Here is a 15,534-nt window from a genome sequence, read left to right as displayed (position 1 = left end):
GCCGACGCCCAGCTCGCCGCGGAACAGGCCCGCTACCGCACGGTGCAGTACGCCGAGACCCTGCGCCGCGCCCTGGACGCCACCCGCCGCAACGTCCGGGCCGTCGACTGGATCCGCACCGTCCCCGACATGATCGCCGAGGCGCTCGACCACGTCGCCGACCGCTACCGGCACGAGAACGCCATCCTGACCAACATCCGCAAGGCCAGGGACGAGTCGGAGGAACCGGAGCACAAGCGCCGCGCCGCCGAACTCGTCGACATAGTCAAGGACTGCATCCGCCGCCACACCCAGCTGCAGTCCCGGCTCCTGGAGGCGGGCCCGCTGTTCCGCGCCGAACAGGACCGCCAGGCCTTCGCCCGCCCCACCGCGCGGACCGGACTCGATCTGTACGGACAGCTTCTCGCCCCGCTGCTGCCGCTGCCCGTCGAGGCGGCGATCCGTGTCACGGACGCCTTCTTCGCCCGTGGGACAGGGCTGCGCACGCCGTCGTCCGTACGGGTCGGTGATCTGGTCGACATGCTGCTCACGCCGCCGGCGGAGCGCGAACACCTGGGTGCGGAGATGCCCGAGCCCGATCTGATCGCCACGCCCGACGACAGCCGCTTCAGCGAGGAGCAGCTGGCGAGCGCGATGGAACTGCTCGACCTGGAACACGACGCGCCGCGCCGCCTCTCCGGCCTGCTCGCCGAGGCGCGCCGCCGCGACCCCGAACTGCCGTACCTGGTCGCCCTGCTGGCCATCCACGCCGCAAGCCCCCCGGTAGGCACGGCCTACCGCCAGGGCGAGGAACGGCTCCTGTTCGCCGTCGACGACGGCACCGAACTGGACGACCCCGAATTCGGCGGCGCGGACCTGATCGTGGGCACGGCCCTGCTGGACGCGGCGGGCATGACGGCGGCCCGCACGGAGGCGGCGTGAATACGACATGGGGGGCCGCACATTCAGCCCGTCCGGCGTTTGAGGACATGCGGCCGAAGGTCGCATACGGGGGTCTGGGGGCTTGCCCCCAGATCGGGAAGGCCCGCCGCAGGGGCCCGCGCCCCCGCGCTCCCCGCGTCAGACGAGCTTGCCGCCCGGAAGCTCCACCTTCGCCCCGAGCTTCTCGAGCTTCTCCATGAAGTTCTCGTAGCCACGGTTGATCAGGTCGATCCCGTGCACCCGCGACGTCCCCTGCGCCGCCAGCGCCGCGATCAGGTAGGAGAAGCCGCCGCGCAGGTCCGGGATGACCAGGTCCGCGCCCTGGAGCTTCGTGGGGCCCGACACGACCGCCGAGTGCAGGAAGTTGCGCTGGCCGAAGCGGCAGTCCGAGCCGCCGAGGCACTCGCGGTACAGCTGGATGTGCGCGCCCATCTGGTTCAGCGCGGAGGTGAAACCGAGCCGGGACTCGTACACCGTCTCGTGCACGATCGACAGACCCGTCGCCTGCGTCAGCGCGACCACCAGCGGCTGCTGCCAATCGGTCTGGAAGCCGGGGTGCACGTCCGTCTCCAGGGCGATCGACTTCAGCTGGCCGCCGGGGTGCCAGAAGCGGATGCCCTCGTCGTCGATCTCGAAGGCGCCGCCGACCTTCCGGTACGTGTTGAGGAAGGTCATCATCGAGCGCTGCTGCGCGCCGCGCACGTAGATGTCGCCCTCGGTCGCCAGCGCCGCCGACGCCCAGGAGGCCGCCTCCAGGCGGTCCGGGAGCGCGCGGTGGGTGTAGCCGCCGAGCTTGTCGACACCGGTGATCCGGATCGTCCGGTCGGTGTCCATGGAGATGATCGCGCCCATTTTCTGCAGGACGCAGATCAGGTCCTCGATCTCCGGCTCCACCGCCGCGTTGGAGAGCTCGGTGACGCCCTCCGCCAGGACGGCCGTGAGCAGCACCTGCTCGGTCGAGCCGACCGAGGGGTACGGCAGCCGGATCTTGGTGCCGCGCAGCCGCTGTGGGGCCTCCAGGTACTGGCCGTCCTCCCGCTTCTCGATGGTCGCGCCGAACTGGCGCAGCACGTCGAAGTGGAAGTCGATCGGCCGACCGCCGATGTCGCAGCCGCCCAGGCCCGGGATGAAGGCGTGGCCGAGGCGGTGCAGCAGCGGGCCGCAGAACAGGATCGGGATGCGCGACGAGCCCGCGTGGGCATCGATGTCGGCCACGTTGGCGGACTCGACGTGCGTCGGGTCGAGCACCAGCTCGCCCGGCTCCTCGCCGGGGCGAACCGTCACGCCGTGCAGCTGGAGCAGCCCGCGCACCACGCGCACGTCCCGGATGTCGGGCACGTTGCGCAGTCGGCTCGGCTCACTGCCGAGCAGGGCGGCGACCATCGCCTTGGGCACGAGATTCTTCGCGCCGCGGACACGGATCTCGCCCACCAGCGGGGTTCCGCCGTGGACAAGCAGGACATCGTCTGTGCCGGTCATGAATCTCGCGTTCCGGAGGGTGTCCCCCTCAGTGGTGCGAGGGAGAGCTCGGGCAGGGCCAGGGAAAAGAGTAAGGGCCGACCACCCCCTTCTTGTAAGGGCGAGGGCGCCCGGCAGATGTAATGAATTCGGCACAACACACTCTGTTCACCCGATCTTGCGGAGCGTCACCGTCCGTTTGTGTGTCGGTCGTTCCCCGGACATCGGACAGCGCGCGCCTCACCTGCGTCGCCGTGCGCCGCCGTCCCGGTCCGGCCGCTCGGCCCCCACGGACGGCCGAGATGCGGGATCATGTCTCGCATGACCGAGGTGTCCTCGCTCACAGGACGGCTGCTCGTCGCCACGCCCGCGCTCACGGACCCGAACTTCGACCGCGCGGTCGTGCTGCTGCTCGACCACGACGACGAGGGCTCCCTCGGTGTGGTCCTGAACCGGCCGACCCCCATCACCGTCGGTGACATCCTGGCGGGCTGGGCGCCGCTGGCCGGCGAGCCCGGGGTGGTCTTCCAGGGCGGCCCGGTCTCGCTCGACGCCGCGCTCGGCGTCGCGGTGATCCCCGGCGACGAGGGCCCGATCGGCTGGCGCCGGGTGCACGGCGCGATCGGCCTGGTCGACCTGGAGACCCCGCCCGAACTGCTCGCCGCCGCCCTCGGCTCGCTCCGGATCTTCGCCGGTTACGCGGGCTGGGGCCCCGCCCAGCTGGAGCGCGAGCTCGCGGAGGGCGCCTGGTACGTCGTCGAGTCCGAACCCGGCGACGTCTCCTCTCCTCACCCCGAAACCCTCTGGCGTGCGGTCCTGCGCCGCCAGCGCGGCGAACTGGCGATCGTCGCCACGTACCCGGACGACCCGTCGCTGAACTGAAGCCGCCGGGTTTCAGTACTCTTGGGACCCATGAGCACTCTCGAGCCCGAGCGCGGGGCAGGTACGGGAACCCTCGTGGAGCCGACGCCACAGGTGTCCTCCGGTGACGGCGACCACGAGCGCTACGCCCATTACGTCCAGAAGGACAAGATCATGGCGAGTGCCCTCGACGGCACTCCCGTGGTGGCACTGTGCGGGAAGGTCTGGGTGCCGGGGCGCGACCCCAAGAAGTACCCGGTCTGTCCGATGTGCAAGGAGATCTACGAGTCCATGGGCTCCGGCGGGGACAAGGACAAGGACAAGGGCGGCAAGGACAAGTAGCGACCGGTCCTGACCGCGGGGACGGCCCCCGGTATGCGTGCTTCGGCATGCGTACCGGGGGCCGTCTCGCGTTGCAGGGAGTGCTTCCGTCGGTCACGGAGTGGTTGAGACCACTTGTCGGGGTGTGCGTGCGGCTCTAACCTCTCGCGTGTTGTGCAGCGCGAAACGCGCGTTGCGTATGTTGCAACGTCGATGGGTGGGAGTCCGAATGAAGCGTTCTGCTCGAATCGTCGCCCCGATCACCGCGGTTGTGCTCGCCGGCCTCGCCGCGACCGGCTGCGCCCCCCAGACCTCCGACGGGAAGGCGTCGAAGGACGAGAAGAGCGGCACGCTGCGCGTCTGGCTCTTCCGGGAGGTCGACAACAAGCCCAAGGAGCAGGTGGTCGAGGCGGCGCTCGCCACCTTCCGCGCCCGGAACAAGGGCGTGCACGTGGACGTCGAGTACATCCCGGTCGACACCCGCGCCCAGCGCGTCAAGGCCGCCTTCAACGACCCCGCCTCCGCGCCCGACCTCATCGAGTACGGCAACACCGACACCGCCGGGTACGTGAAGGACGGCGGACTCGCCGACGTCACCGCCGAGTTCGGGGCCTGGGCCGACGCGAAGGACGCCGACCCCACCGCCAAGTCCTCCGTCACCGTCGACGGCAAGGTCTACGGCGCCCCGCTCTTCGTCGGTGTGCGCGCGCTCTACTACCGCACCGACGTCTTCCGGGAGTTGGGCGTCCAGCCGCCCAAGACCCAGGCCGAGCTGATCTCCACCGCGAAGAAGGTCCGCAAGGCGAGGCCCGAGCTGTACGGGATCGCCGTCGGCGGCGCGTACACGTACGGCGCGATGCCGTTCGTCTGGGCCAACGGCGGCGAACTGGCCACCGGTTCGGCCGGCGCGTACAAGTCCGCGATCAACGGCGAGGCCGCGCGCAAGGGCATCGCCTCGTACACCTCGCTCTTCGGCGACGACAACTGCCCGGCCGCCAAGTGCGCCGCCATGGGCGGCAACGCGACGGTCACCGCGTTCGCCTCCGGCAAGGCGGCGATGGCGATCGGCGGCGACTTCAGCCACGCGGCGGTGGAGGCGGGCGCGGTGAAGGGCAAGTACGCGGTCGTCCCGCTGCCCGGCACGACCCCCGGTTCGATCGCCCCGCCCTTCGCGGGCGGCAACAACCTCGGCGTCCTCAAGAGCACCTCGCACCGGACCCTCGCGGTCGACCTGATGAAGACGCTGGCCGGGAAGGAGACCCAGGGCCGGCTCTTCGACGCGATGGGCTTCCTGCCCACGTACACCGACGTCCGCGCCGAGGCCGCGCGCAGGCAGCCGTTCGTGAAGCCGTTCATCGACTCCCTCGGCGCGGGCGCGAAGTTCGTCCCGGCGTCCCCGGGATGGGGGCAGATCGACGCCTCGCAGGTGCTGCCGACGATGTTCCAGGAGATCGTGAGCGGCCGTAAGGACGTGGCTACGGCCTCCGACGACGCGGCGAAGAAGATGGACGCGGCGTTCGCGGCGGCGGGCTGACGAAACGATGACGCACCGCACGGACGAGGCCCTCAAGGGCCCCGCACGCACCGCACGCCCTGCGCGAACCGCCCGCACCGCCGTGCCCGCCGCCCCCGTCCCCCGCCACCGCTCCGGGTGGACCCCCTGGCTCTACCTGCTGCCCGCCCTCGTCGTGCTCGGCGCGCTGCTCGTGTACCCGATCTACCAGCTCGGGCTGATCTCCCTCCTGGAGTACACCCAGGCCCAGGTCAGCGGCGGCGAGCCGACGTCCTTCCAGGGCCTCGGCAACTACGCCGCGCTCTTCTCCGACCCGCAGTTCTGGCAGGTCCTGCTCGCGACCGTGCTGTTCGCCGCGGCCTGCGTCGTCGCCACGCTCACCGTCGGCTGCGCCCTGGCCGTCCTGCTGACCCGTGTACGGGCCGTCCCGCGGCTGGTCCTCATGCTCGCCGCGCTCGGCGCGTGGGCGACGCCCGCCGTCACCGGCTCGACCGTCTGGGTCTTCCTCTTCGACCCCGACCACGGCCCGGTCAACCGGCTCCTCGGGCTCGGCGACTTCTCCTGGACGTACGGGCGCCACAGCGCCTTCGCCCTCGTCCTCCTCGAGGTCGTCTGGTGCTCGTTCCCGTTCGTGATGGTCACCGTCTACGCGGGCGTCAAGGCCATTCCGGCGGAGGTCCTGGAGGCCGCCGCGCTCGACGGCGCGTCGCAGTGGCGGATCTGGCGGTCCGTCACCGCGCCGATGCTCCGGCCGATCCTCGTCGTCGTCACGATCCAGTCGATCATCTGGGACTTCAAGGTCTTCACCCAGATCTACGTGATGACGAACGGCGGCGGCATCGCCGGCCAGAACCTCGTCCTCAACGTGTACGCCTACCAGAAGGCGTTCGCGTCCTCGCAGTACAGCCTCGGCTCGGCGATCGGCGTCGTGATGCTGCTGATCCTGCTGGGCGTGACGCTCGTGTACCTCCGTCTGCTGCGTCGCCAGGGAGAAGAGCTGTGAGTTCGCTGCGCAAAGGCCGGCTCGCCGTGGACGCGGTCGCTCTCCTCGTCGCCGCCGGCGTCGCCTTCCCGCTGTACTGGATGGTCCTCTCGGCCTTCAAACCGGCCGGCGAGATCCAGTCGACCGAGGCCCGCCCGTGGACCCTCGCGCCGTCCCTGGACTCCTTCCGGCGGGTCTTCGAACAGCAGGATTTCGGCCGGTACTTCCTCAACAGCCTGCTCGTCGCGGGCACGGTCGTCGTCGCCTCCGCGCTGATCGCCTTCCTCGCGGCGACGGCGGTCACCCGGTTCCGCTTCCGGTTCCGGACCACGCTGCTCATCATGTTCCTGGTCGCGCAGACGGTGCCGATCGAGGCGCTGACGATCCCGCTGTTCTTCCTGATGCGGGACCTCGGCCAGCTCAACACGCTGGGCTCGCTGATCCTGCCGCACCTCGCCTTCTCGCTGCCGTTCGCGATCTGGATGCTGCGCGGCTTCGTGAAGGCGGTCCCGGAGGCGCTGGAGGAACAGGCCGCGATCGACGGCGCGAGCCGGACGCGGTTCCTGTGGCAGATCCTGTTCCCGCTGGTGTTCCCCGGGCTGGTCGCCACCAGCGTCTTCTCGTTCATCTCGACGTGGAACGACTTCCTCTTCGCGAAGTCCTTCCTCATCAGCGACACATCGCAGTCGACGCTGCCGATGGCGTTGCTCGTCTTCTTCAAACCGGACGAGAACGACTGGGGCGGCATCATGGCGGCGTCGACCGTCATGACGCTCCCGGTGCTCGTCTTCTTCGTACTCGTACAGCGACGCCTGGTCTCCGGACTGGGCGGCGCGGTGAAGGACTGAAGGGCTGACCCCATGGACCTGATGGACCTGATCCCCGCCCCCGCGAGCGTCGAGGGGCCGTACGGCTGCAGCGTCGTCCTCGACCAGCGCACGACCCTGGAGGCCGCGCCCGGCGCCGAGTCCACCGAGCGCTGGCTGCGCGCCACGCTCGGCGCGGCCTTCGGCCTGCCCCTGCGGCCCGCCGCGGCCGGACGGCGGGAGAACACCGTCCGGCTGCGCCTGGACGCCACCCTGGGGCCCGAGGCGTACCGCCTGGACGTGTCCGTCGACGGGACGGTCGAGATCGCCGGCGGTGACCCGGCCGGCGTCTTCTGGGGAGCCCAGACGTTCCGTCAGCTCCTGGGGCCCGAGGCATTCCGCAAGGCGGCCGGGCCCCGGGCGACGGCCGGCCTGGCGGCCCAGTCCGTCACCGACGCCCCCCGCTTCCCCTGGCGCGGCCTCATGCTCGACGTCGCGCGGCACTTCATGGCCAAGGACGACGTGCTGCGGTACGTGGATCTGCTCGCCGCACACAAGCTCAACGTGCTCCACCTGCACCTCACCGACGACCAGGGCTGGCGGATCGAGATCGAGCGGTATCCGCGGCTCACCGAGGTCGGGGCGTGGCGGGCGCGGACCAGGTGGGGGCACGGGGCCTCGCGGGCGTGGAACGAGACGCCGCACGGCGGGTTCTACACGCACGACGACATCCGCGAGATCGTCGCGTACGCCGCCGAGCGGCACATCGACGTCATCCCCGAGATCGACGTCCCCGGCCACTCGCAGGCCGCCATCGCCGCGTACCCCGAGCTCGGCAACACCGACGTCGTCGACACCGCCGCGCTCGGCGTCTGGGACTCCTGGGGCGTCAACCCGAACGTCCTCGCCCCGACCGACGCCGTCCTCCGCTTCTACGAGGGCGTGCTCGAGGAGGTCCTCGACCTCTTCCCGTCGCCGTTCGTGCACATGGGCGGCGACGAATGCCCCAAGGAGCAGTGGCGCGCCTCCGCGACCGCGCAGGCCCGCATGAAGGAGCTCGGGCTCGCCGACGAGGACGAGCTGCAGTCCTGGTTCGTCCGGCACTTCGACCGCTGGCTGGCCGACCGCGGCCGCCGCCTGATCGGCTGGGACGAGATCCTGGAGGGCGGTCTCGCGCCCGGCGCGGCCGTCTCCTCCTGGCGCGGGTACGCGGGCGGGATCGCCGCCGCGGAGGCCGGGCACGACGTCGTCGTCTGCCCGGAGCAGCAGGTCTATCTGGACCACCGTCAGGCCCCGGGCGAGGACGAGCCGGTGCCCATCGGGTTCGTCCGCACCCTGGAGGACGTGTACCGCTTCGAGCCCGTGCCGCCGGGCCTGTCCGACGCGGCCGCCGCGCATGTGCTGGGCACTCAGGCCAACGTCTGGACCGAGTGCATGGAGAACCGCGCCCGGGTCGACTACCAGGTCTTCCCGCGGCTCGCCGCCTTCGCCGAGGTCGCCTGGTCCGCCCTGCCCGCCCCCGCCGCGCGCGACTTCGCCGATTTCGAGCGGCGGATGACCGCCCACTACGCGCGGCTCGACGCTCTCGGCGTCGACTATCGGCCGCCTTCGGGACCGCTTCCGTGGCAGCGTCGCCCGGGTGTGCCCGGCCGCCCGATCGAGGGGAAGCCCCCGAACGTGTGAGTTCGGCCGCCCCTGTCCCTGCTGTCCCCGGACCCCCGCCGCCGGCCCCGGAATTCGCCGAAGAAACGGCAATCTGCCCCTGCGTCCGAAGGAGGGGCAAAACCGGCCAAAATCCAGGTCGTGGGAGGTCCGGGACGGAACCGTCCTTCGCGGACCCTCGCGTCGGACGGCTCGGAAGATGTGCCAGAGTTGCCACGTCCGGGCTGTGAGCACGTACGGTACGGCCACACAGGCGGGACGACCGGGGACAGTCGGGGACACCGGGAAGGGGCAGCGGGTTGACCACGCACGCACCACGGACGGCGCATTCGGTGACGCTGCCGGCCACGCTCGACGAGGCCGTGGCCGCGCTCACCGCGATGCCCGCCGCCGTGCCCGTCGCGGGCGGCACCGATCTGATGGCGGCCGTCAACCGGGGGCAGCTGCGCCCCGCCGGGCTCGTCGGCCTGGGCCGGATCAACGAGATCCGGGGCTGGCAGTACCAGGACGGTCACGCGCTGCTCGGCGCGGGCCTCACCCACTCCCGGATGGGCCGCCCCGACTTCGCCGCCCTGATCCCCGCGCTCGCCGCGGCCGCCCGCGCCGCCGGACCGCCCCAGATCCGCAACGCCGGCACCCTCGGCGGCAACGTCGTCTCCGCCGCGCCCACCGGCGACTCGCTGCCCGTCCTGGCCGCCCTGGAGGCCGACCTGGTCGTCGTGGGCCCGGACGGCGGCCGCGAGATCCCCGTCTCGCACCTGCTGGCCGGCCGGGACCTGCTCGCGCCCGGCGAGCTCGTCGGCTTCGTCCGTGTACCGCTGCTGCACGCCCCGCAGGTCTTCCTCAAGGCGACCGGCCGCACCGGCCCCGCCCGCGCCTCCGCGTCCGTCGCCGTCGTCCTCGACCCGGCGCACCGCGCGGTGCGCTGCGCGGTGGGCGCGATCGCGCCGATGCCGCTGCGGCCGCTGGAGGCGGAGCGCTGGATCGCCTCGCTGGTCGACTGGGACAACGAGCGGGGCCTCGCGCCCGAGGCGCTGACGGCCTTCGGCGAGTACGTGGCCGCCGCCTGCATCCCGGACCCGGAGGGCGACGAGCAGCTGCCGCCCGCCGTACTGCACCTGCGGCGCACCGTCGCCGCGCTGGCCCGACGGGCACTGGGGAGGGCGCTGTCGTGAGCACCGACGAGAACGAGAACCCGTACGGGACGCCGCAGGGGAGCGAACCGGGGCAGGGTCCGGGGCCGGAGTACGGCGGCTGGCAGCCCATCCCGCAGAGCGAGGGCTACGACAGCGACGCCACGGCCTTCGTCCAGCTCCCGCCGGACTTCGACTTCGCCGCCGCGACCCTGGAGGCCCCCGGCCACGGCTATGTGCCGCCGATGATCGTGCCGCTGACCCCGGCCGCGGCGACCGACCCGGCGGCGACCGGCACCTGGGCGGTGCAGCCGCCGACGGAGGCGGAGTACATCGGGCCCGCGGCGGTCACCGGCGAACCCGAGCCGCTGCCGGAGCATCATCCCGAGCCGCTGCCGGAGCACGACCCGCACGCGACCGGGCAGTGGAGCTTCCCCGAGGCCTCGCAGTCCACCGGTCAGTGGACCATCCCGACCGTGCCGGAGGGCTCGGACGAGTCCGGCGAGTTCACCACCTCGATGCTGGCCCAGTACGCGAGCAGCGCGCCCGCGACGCTGCCCGGCGGCGCGCCCGCGCCCTGGGCGGTCCCGGAGCCGGAGGAGCCCGCTCACGAGCCCGAGCCTGAAGCCGGGCACGAACCCGACGCCGCCGTCGCCGAGCCCGTGGCGGCCGAGCGCCCCGAGTTCCTCCCGGAGGCCCCCGAGGGGCTTCCGGAGGCTCCTGAGGACCTCCCGGAGGCCGCGCCCGCCCCCGTGTTCGACACGGGCAGCAGCAGCGACAGCGACGAGCACCCGCACATCTCGTACGTCCTGCGCGTCAACGGCGCGGACCGGCCCGTCACCGGCTCCTGGATCGGCGAGTCCCTGCTCTACGTGCTGCGCGAGCGGCTCGGCCTCGCCGGCGCCAAGGACGGTTGCTCGCAGGGCGAGTGCGGCGCGTGCAACGTCCAGGTCGACGGCCGGCTCGTGGCCTCCTGCCTGGTGCCCGCCGCGACCGCCGCCGGCAGCGAGGTCCGCACGGTCGAGGGCCTGGCCGTCGACGGCGAGCCCTCCGACGTCCAGCGGGCCCTCGCCAAGTGCGGGGCGGTCCAGTGCGGGTACTGCATCCCGGGCATGGCCATGACCGTCCACGACCTCCTCGAGGGCAACCACGCCCCCACTGAGCTGGACGCCCGCCAGGCCCTCTGCGGCAACCTGTGCCGCTGCTCCGGCTACCGGGGCGTGCTCGACGCCGTCCAGGAGGTCGTCGCCGAGCGGGCCGCGACCGCGACCGCGGCCGCCGAGTCGGCCGCGGACCAGGCGGACGAGGCGCGCATCCCGCACCAGATTCCCCACCCGCTCGACGGAGGCATGGCGTGAGCAGCGACACGACCACCGCCGTTCCCACGGCGTCGCTCGACGGTCCGCAGCAGCAGGAGCTGCCGCCGCACGGCCTGGGCGTGTCCCTGCCGCCGGCCGACGCCCGCGCCAAGACCGAGGGCACCTTCCCGTACGCCTCCGATCTGTGGGCCGAGGGCCTGCTGTGGGCGGCGGTCCTGCGCTCGCCGCACCCGCACGCCCGGATCGTCTCCCTCGACACCGCGGCCGCCGCCGAGATGCCGGGCGTCCGCGCCGTCGTGACCCACGCCGACGTGCCCGGGGACCCGGCGTACGGCCGGACCGTCGCCGACCGCCCGGTGTTCGCCTCCGACGTCGTCCGGCACCACGGCGAGGCGATCGCCGCCGTCGCCGCCGACCACCCCGACACGGCCCGGCTCGCCGCCGCGGCCATCGCCGTCGAGTACGAGGTCCTGGAGCCGGTCACCGACCCGGAGAAGGCCTTCGCCGCGCCCGCGCTGCACCCGGACGGCAACCTGATCCGGCACATCCCGCTGAGCTTCGGCGACGCCGAGGCGACCGGCGAGGTGATCGTCGAGGGCCTGTACCGGATCGGCCGGCAGGACCCCGCGCCGGTCGGCGCCGAGGCCGGCCTGGCCGTCCCGCGCCCGGACGGCGGCGTCGAGATCTACACCGCCTCCACCGACCCGCACACCGACCGCGACCTGGCGGCGGCCTGCTTCGGGCTCGCCCCCGAGCAGGTCAAGGTCGTCGTCACCGGCGTGCCCGGCGCGACCAGCGACCGCGAGGACCCGGGCTTCCAGATCCCGCTGGGCCTGCTCGCGCTGCGTACCGGTTGCCCGGTCAAGCTCACCGCCACGCGCGAGGAGTCCTTCCTCGGCCACGCCCACCGCCACCCGACGCTGCTGCGCTACCGCCACCACGCGGACGCGGAGGGCCGGCTGGTGAAGGTCGAGGCGCAGATCCTGCTGGACGCCGGCGCGTACGCCGATCACTCCGCCGAGTCCCTCGCCGCCGCCGTCTCGTTCGCCTGCGGCCCGTACGTCGTCCCGCACGCCTTCATCGAGGGCTGGGCGGTCCGTACGAACAACCCCCCGTCCGGCCATGTGCGCGGCGAGGGCGCCCTGCAGGTGTGCGCCGCCTACGAGGCGCAGATGGACAAGCTGGCGGCCCGGCTCGGCGTGGACCCGGCCGAGCTGCGGATGCGCAACGTGCTGTCGACCGGCGACCTGCTGCCCACCGGCCAGACCGTGACCTGCCCGGCCCCGGTCGCCGAACTCCTCGCCGCGGTACGGGACTTCCCGCTGCCCGCGCTGCCGATGGACGTCCCGGAGGACGACTGGCTGCTGCCCGGCGGCCCCGAGGGCGCGGGCGAGCCCGGGGCGGTGCGGCGGGGCGTCGGCTACGCGCTCGGCATGGTCCACATGCTCGGCGCGGAGGGCACGGACGAGGTCTCGACGGCCACGGTGAAGGTGCAGGACGGGGTCGCGACGGTCATCTGCGCGGCGGTGGAGACCGGTTCGGGCTTCTCCACGCTGGCCCGCCAGATCGTCCAGGAGACCCTGGGCATCGACGAGGTGCACGTCGCCTCGGTCGACACCGACCAGCCGCCGGCCGGTCCCGCGACGCACGGCCGGCACACCTGGGTGTCGGGCGGCGCGGTCGAGCGGGCGGCCAAGATGGTCCGTACGCAGCTGCTGCAGCCGCTGGCCCACAAGTTCGGCATGTCCACCGAGCTGCTCCAGATCACCGACGGCAAGATCACCTCGTACGACGGCGTGCTGTCCACGACGGTCACCGAGGCGATGGACGGCAAGGAGCTGTGGGCCACCGCCCAGTGCCGCCCGCACCCGACCGAGCCGCTGGACGAGTCGGGGCAGGGCGACGCGTTCGTGGGCCTCGCGTTCTGCGCGGTCCGCGCGGTGGTGGACGTCGACATCGAGCTCGGCTCGGTACGGGTGGTGGAGATGGCCGTCGCCCAGGACGTCGGCCGGATCCTGAACCCGGCACAGCTCGCGGCCCGGATCGAGGCGGGCGTCACGCAGGGCGTCGGCGCGGCGCTGACGGAGAACCTGCGCACGGCTCGCGGCGTGGTCCGGCACCCGGACTTCATGGGCTACGCGCTGCCCACCGCGCTCGACGCCCCGGACATCCGGATCGTCAAGCTGGTGGAGGAGCGCGACGTGGTCGCCCCGTTCGGCGCGAAGCCGGCGAGCGCGGTGCCGGTCGTGACGTCCCCGGCGGCGGTGGCCTCGGCGGTCCGGGCGGCGACGGGCCGCCCGGTGAACCGCCTGCCGATCAGGCCGCAGGCGGCGGTGGCCGCGGCGCAGTCGTCGTAACCCGGACGTTCAGTCGTCCTCGGCCGCCGGGCGGCCGAGGACGAGGGATACGGCGAGGATCGCGACGCGGGTGATCAGGCCGGCGAGCACGATCGTCAGGAACCCGTTCACCCGCAGCTCGATCCCGCCGGTCGACCCGAGCCACGCCAGCAGCCACCAGATCAGCGAGTCCTGGACGACCCCGGCGACGGTGAAGGCGAGCAGGGGCAGGCCGGTGATGAGGGCGGACGGCCCGATGTAGACGATCTGCGTCAGCAGCGCGACGGCGATGAACGCGGTGACCAGGGAGAAGAAGGCCTCGGAGCCGGATCCGAGGGTGATGCCGGGGAGAAGCCCTCCGGCGAGGCAGACGCCGACGAGGGCGCCGAGCTTGCGACCGGCCGTAACTGTCATGGCGGGACTGTGGCACGGGCGATGTGATCTTGTGAAGATCCTTCGAAGGAATTCCGAAGGGCCTGGGGATGTACCCCAGGCCCTTCGTCGAGTGGTTCCTCGGAGACCGTGATCGGATTCGAACCGACGTCACTCGAGTTGCAGTCGAGCCCCTGGCCTCTCGGGCACACGGTCGTGTTGTGCTCTGGAACGACCGTAGGGGCCGTGTCGTAGGGCGCTCAAGGGAAGCGCGGGGGCCGCAACACGACTGCCATGCGCCGTTCATGGTCGTACGACCAAGGTCCGAGGTCGTTCCGCCTCGCGACAGGGCTCACCCACGGATACGCCCCTTACGCTGGACGTCATGAGCGCACTGGACCCCCGCGACACCGACGTCGCTCCCGCCCCGTCCGCACCCGCCGCCGACGCCTTCGGCGGCGGGGTTCTCGACCGGGACCACCGGGCGCTCAGCATCGGGATCGTCTCCGTCGTCCTGCTCATCGCCTTCGAGGCGACCGCCGTGGGCACGGCGATGCCGGTCGCCGCGCGGGAGCTGGACGGCGTCTCCGTGTACGCCTTCGCGTTCTCCGCGTACTTCACGACCAGCCTCTTCGCGATGGTGCTCTCGGGGCAGTGGTCCGACCGGAGCGGCCCGCTCGCGCCGCTCGCCGTCGGCATCTCGGCCTTCGCCGCCGGACTGCTGTTGTCCGGTACGGCCGGGACGATGTGGCTGTTCATCGTCGGCCGGGCGGTGCAGGGGCTCGGCGGCGGGCTGGTGATCGTCGCGTTGTACGTGGTCGTCAGCCGCGCGTACGTCGAGGCGCTGCGGCCCGCGATCATGGCGGCGTTCGCGGCGAGCTGGGTGGTGCCGTCGGTGGTCGGGCCGCTCGCGTCCGGGACGATCACCGAGCACCTCGGGTGGCGCTGGGTCTTCGTCGGCATACCGGCGCTGGTGGTGTTCCCGCTCGCGCTGGCGCTGCCGGCGATACGGCGCACCGCGTCCGGGCCGGCGGACCCGACCGCGCCGCTGCCGCCGTACGACCGGCGGCGCATCCGGCTGGCGCTCGGCATCTCGCTCGGCGCGGGTCTGCTCCAGTACGCGGGCCAGGAGCTGCGCTGGCTCTCGCTGCTGCCCGCGGCGGCGGGCGCGGCGCTGCTCGTGCCGTCGGCGCTGGGGCTGCTGCCGAAGGGGACGTTCAGGGCGGCGCGGGGGCTGCCGTCGGTGGTGCTGCTGCGGGGGATCGCGGCGGGTTCGTTCATCGCCGCGGAATCGTTCGTGCCGCTGATGCTGGTCGCCGAGCGGGGGCTGAGCCCGACGCTGGCCGGGCTGTCGCTGGCGGTGGGCGGGCTCACGTGGGCGCTGGGCTCGTACATGCAGGCGCGCCCGTGGATGGAGCGGTACCGGGAGCGGGCTCTGGTGGGCGGGATGATCCTGGTCGCGGCGGCGATCGCGGGGGCCCCGAGCGTGCTGATCCCGGCGGTGCCGACGTGGATCGTGGCGGTGGCGTGGGCGTTCGGCTGCCTCGGGATGGGCGTGGTGATCGCCTCGACGAGCGTGCTGCTCCTTGAGCTGTCGGCGCCGGAGGAGGCGGGCGCGAACTCGGCGGCGCTGCAGATCTCCGACGGCCTGTCGAACGTCCTGCTGCTCGCCGCAGGCGGCGCGGCCTTCGCCGCCCTGGGCGGCGGCCTGGTGGGCGCGACGGCCCACGGCGCGACGACGGGCACCTCGCATCCCGCGGCCTTCGCGGCGGTCTTCCTGCCGATGGCGGGGGTGGCGGCGGCGGGCGCGTGGGTGGCGACGCGGCTACGGGCGTAGGGCGGCCGCGGCG

Annotated in this window: 12 protein-coding genes, 1 tRNA gene and 1 pseudogene; 11 read left to right on the top strand and 3 right to left on the bottom strand. The window is 72.7% G+C overall.

Annotated elements, in window-relative coordinates; all coding sequences use genetic code 11:
• Window positions 1-921: pseudogene (locus VIU94_RS24655) on the top strand (hypothetical protein); the annotation flags it as partial.
• Between the two features lie 138 nt (window positions 922-1,059).
• On the opposite strand, the gene murA reads toward VIU94_RS24655, so the two are convergent.
• Window positions 1,060-2,400, bottom strand: coding sequence for a UDP-N-acetylglucosamine 1-carboxyvinyltransferase (murA, locus tag VIU94_RS24650; protein WP_331914193.1), 1,341 nt, complete (start codon window positions 2,398-2,400; stop codon window positions 1,060-1,062).
• Window positions 2,401-2,700: 300 nt separating this feature from the next.
• Here murA and VIU94_RS24645 point away from each other — a divergent pair, with 300 nt between their 5' ends.
• From VIU94_RS24645 to VIU94_RS24605, 9 genes are all read left to right on the top strand, one after another.
• A complete protein-coding gene (locus VIU94_RS24645) occupies window positions 2,701-3,261 on the top strand; it encodes a YqgE/AlgH family protein (protein WP_331914191.1) in 561 nt (186 codons plus the stop codon).
• A gap of 30 nt (window positions 3,262-3,291) precedes the next feature.
• Window positions 3,292-3,582, top strand: coding sequence for a DUF3039 domain-containing protein (locus VIU94_RS24640; protein ID WP_331914189.1), 291 nt, complete (start codon window positions 3,292-3,294; stop codon window positions 3,580-3,582).
• A gap of 208 nt (window positions 3,583-3,790) precedes the next feature.
• Complete coding sequence (locus VIU94_RS24635) at window positions 3,791-5,095, top strand: extracellular solute-binding protein (RefSeq protein WP_331914187.1); 1,305 nt, start codon at window positions 3,791-3,793, stop codon at window positions 5,093-5,095.
• Window positions 5,096-5,102: 7 nt separating this feature from the next.
• On the top strand, window positions 5,103-6,077 hold the full coding sequence (locus tag VIU94_RS24630; protein ID WP_331914185.1) for a carbohydrate ABC transporter permease: 975 nt from the start codon (window positions 5,103-5,105) through the stop codon (window positions 6,075-6,077).
• The gene (locus VIU94_RS24625) at window positions 6,074-6,904 is read left to right on the top strand and encodes a carbohydrate ABC transporter permease (protein ID WP_331914183.1); all 831 of its coding nucleotides are present in this window, start codon (window positions 6,074-6,076) and stop codon (window positions 6,902-6,904) included. The genes VIU94_RS24630 and VIU94_RS24625 overlap by 4 nt, the downstream gene beginning before the upstream one ends.
• Before the next feature lie 12 nt (window positions 6,905-6,916).
• A complete protein-coding gene (locus VIU94_RS24620) occupies window positions 6,917-8,545 on the top strand; it encodes a beta-N-acetylhexosaminidase (RefSeq protein WP_331914181.1) in 1,629 nt (542 codons plus the stop codon).
• 278 nt (window positions 8,546-8,823) lie between these two features.
• Entirely contained in the window at window positions 8,824-9,699 is an 876-nt protein-coding gene (locus VIU94_RS24615) for an FAD binding domain-containing protein (RefSeq protein ID WP_331914179.1), read from the top strand.
• Window positions 9,696-11,015: a (2Fe-2S)-binding protein gene (locus tag VIU94_RS24610; RefSeq protein ID WP_414721004.1), complete on the top strand. Its 1,320-nt coding sequence runs from the start codon at window positions 9,696-9,698 to the stop codon at window positions 11,013-11,015. The genes VIU94_RS24615 and VIU94_RS24610 overlap by 4 nt, the downstream gene beginning before the upstream one ends.
• Window positions 11,012-13,333, top strand: coding sequence for a xanthine dehydrogenase family protein molybdopterin-binding subunit (locus tag VIU94_RS24605; protein ID WP_331914177.1), 2,322 nt, complete (start codon window positions 11,012-11,014; stop codon window positions 13,331-13,333). Before VIU94_RS24610 ends, VIU94_RS24605 begins: the two co-directional genes overlap by 4 nt.
• 9 nt (window positions 13,334-13,342) lie before the next feature.
• Here VIU94_RS24605 and VIU94_RS24600 read toward each other — a convergent pair whose 3' ends face one another.
• Together VIU94_RS24600 and VIU94_RS24595 are read right to left on the bottom strand one after the other, a co-directional pair.
• On the bottom strand, window positions 13,343-13,726 hold the full coding sequence (locus VIU94_RS24600; RefSeq protein WP_331914175.1) for a hypothetical protein: 384 nt from the start codon (window positions 13,724-13,726) through the stop codon (window positions 13,343-13,345).
• Between the two features lie 103 nt (window positions 13,727-13,829).
• Window positions 13,830-13,900 (bottom strand) — tRNA-Cys (locus VIU94_RS24595).
• A 169-nt stretch (window positions 13,901-14,069) separates the two neighbouring features.
• On the opposite strand from VIU94_RS24595, the gene VIU94_RS24590 reads away from it, so the two are divergent.
• Window positions 14,070-15,521: an MFS transporter gene (locus tag VIU94_RS24590; protein WP_331914173.1), complete on the top strand. Its 1,452-nt coding sequence runs from the start codon at window positions 14,070-14,072 to the stop codon at window positions 15,519-15,521.
• Window positions 15,522-15,534 lie beyond the last annotated feature (13 nt).

The organism is Streptomyces sp. (genome assembly GCF_036566765.1).
Classification (GTDB): Bacteria; Actinomycetota; Actinomycetes; order Streptomycetales; family Streptomycetaceae; genus Streptomyces.
Note: the sequence above shows the minus strand (reverse complement) of the source record. Positions and strands in the feature narration are given on the sequence as shown.

Excerpts from the sequence above, each read along its gene's own strand:
- VIU94_RS24640 (WP_331914189.1), top strand. The coding sequence starts at position 3,292 with ATGAGCACTCTCGAGCCCGAGCGCGGGGCAGGTACGGGAACCCTCGTG.
- murA (WP_331914193.1), bottom strand. The coding sequence starts at position 2,400 with ATGACCGGCACAGACGATGTCCTGCTTGTCCACGGCGGAACCCCGCTG.
- VIU94_RS24620 (WP_331914181.1), top strand. The coding sequence starts at position 6,917 with ATGGACCTGATGGACCTGATCCCCGCCCCCGCGAGCGTCGAGGGGCCG.
- VIU94_RS24635 (WP_331914187.1), top strand. The coding sequence starts at position 3,791 with ATGAAGCGTTCTGCTCGAATCGTCGCCCCGATCACCGCGGTTGTGCTC.
- VIU94_RS24590 (WP_331914173.1), top strand. The coding sequence starts at position 14,070 with ATGAGCGCACTGGACCCCCGCGACACCGACGTCGCTCCCGCCCCGTCC.
- VIU94_RS24645 (WP_331914191.1), top strand. The coding sequence starts at position 2,701 with ATGACCGAGGTGTCCTCGCTCACAGGACGGCTGCTCGTCGCCACGCCC.
- VIU94_RS24630 (WP_331914185.1), top strand. The coding sequence starts at position 5,103 with ATGACGCACCGCACGGACGAGGCCCTCAAGGGCCCCGCACGCACCGCA.
- VIU94_RS24600 (WP_331914175.1), bottom strand. The coding sequence starts at position 13,726 with ATGACAGTTACGGCCGGTCGCAAGCTCGGCGCCCTCGTCGGCGTCTGC.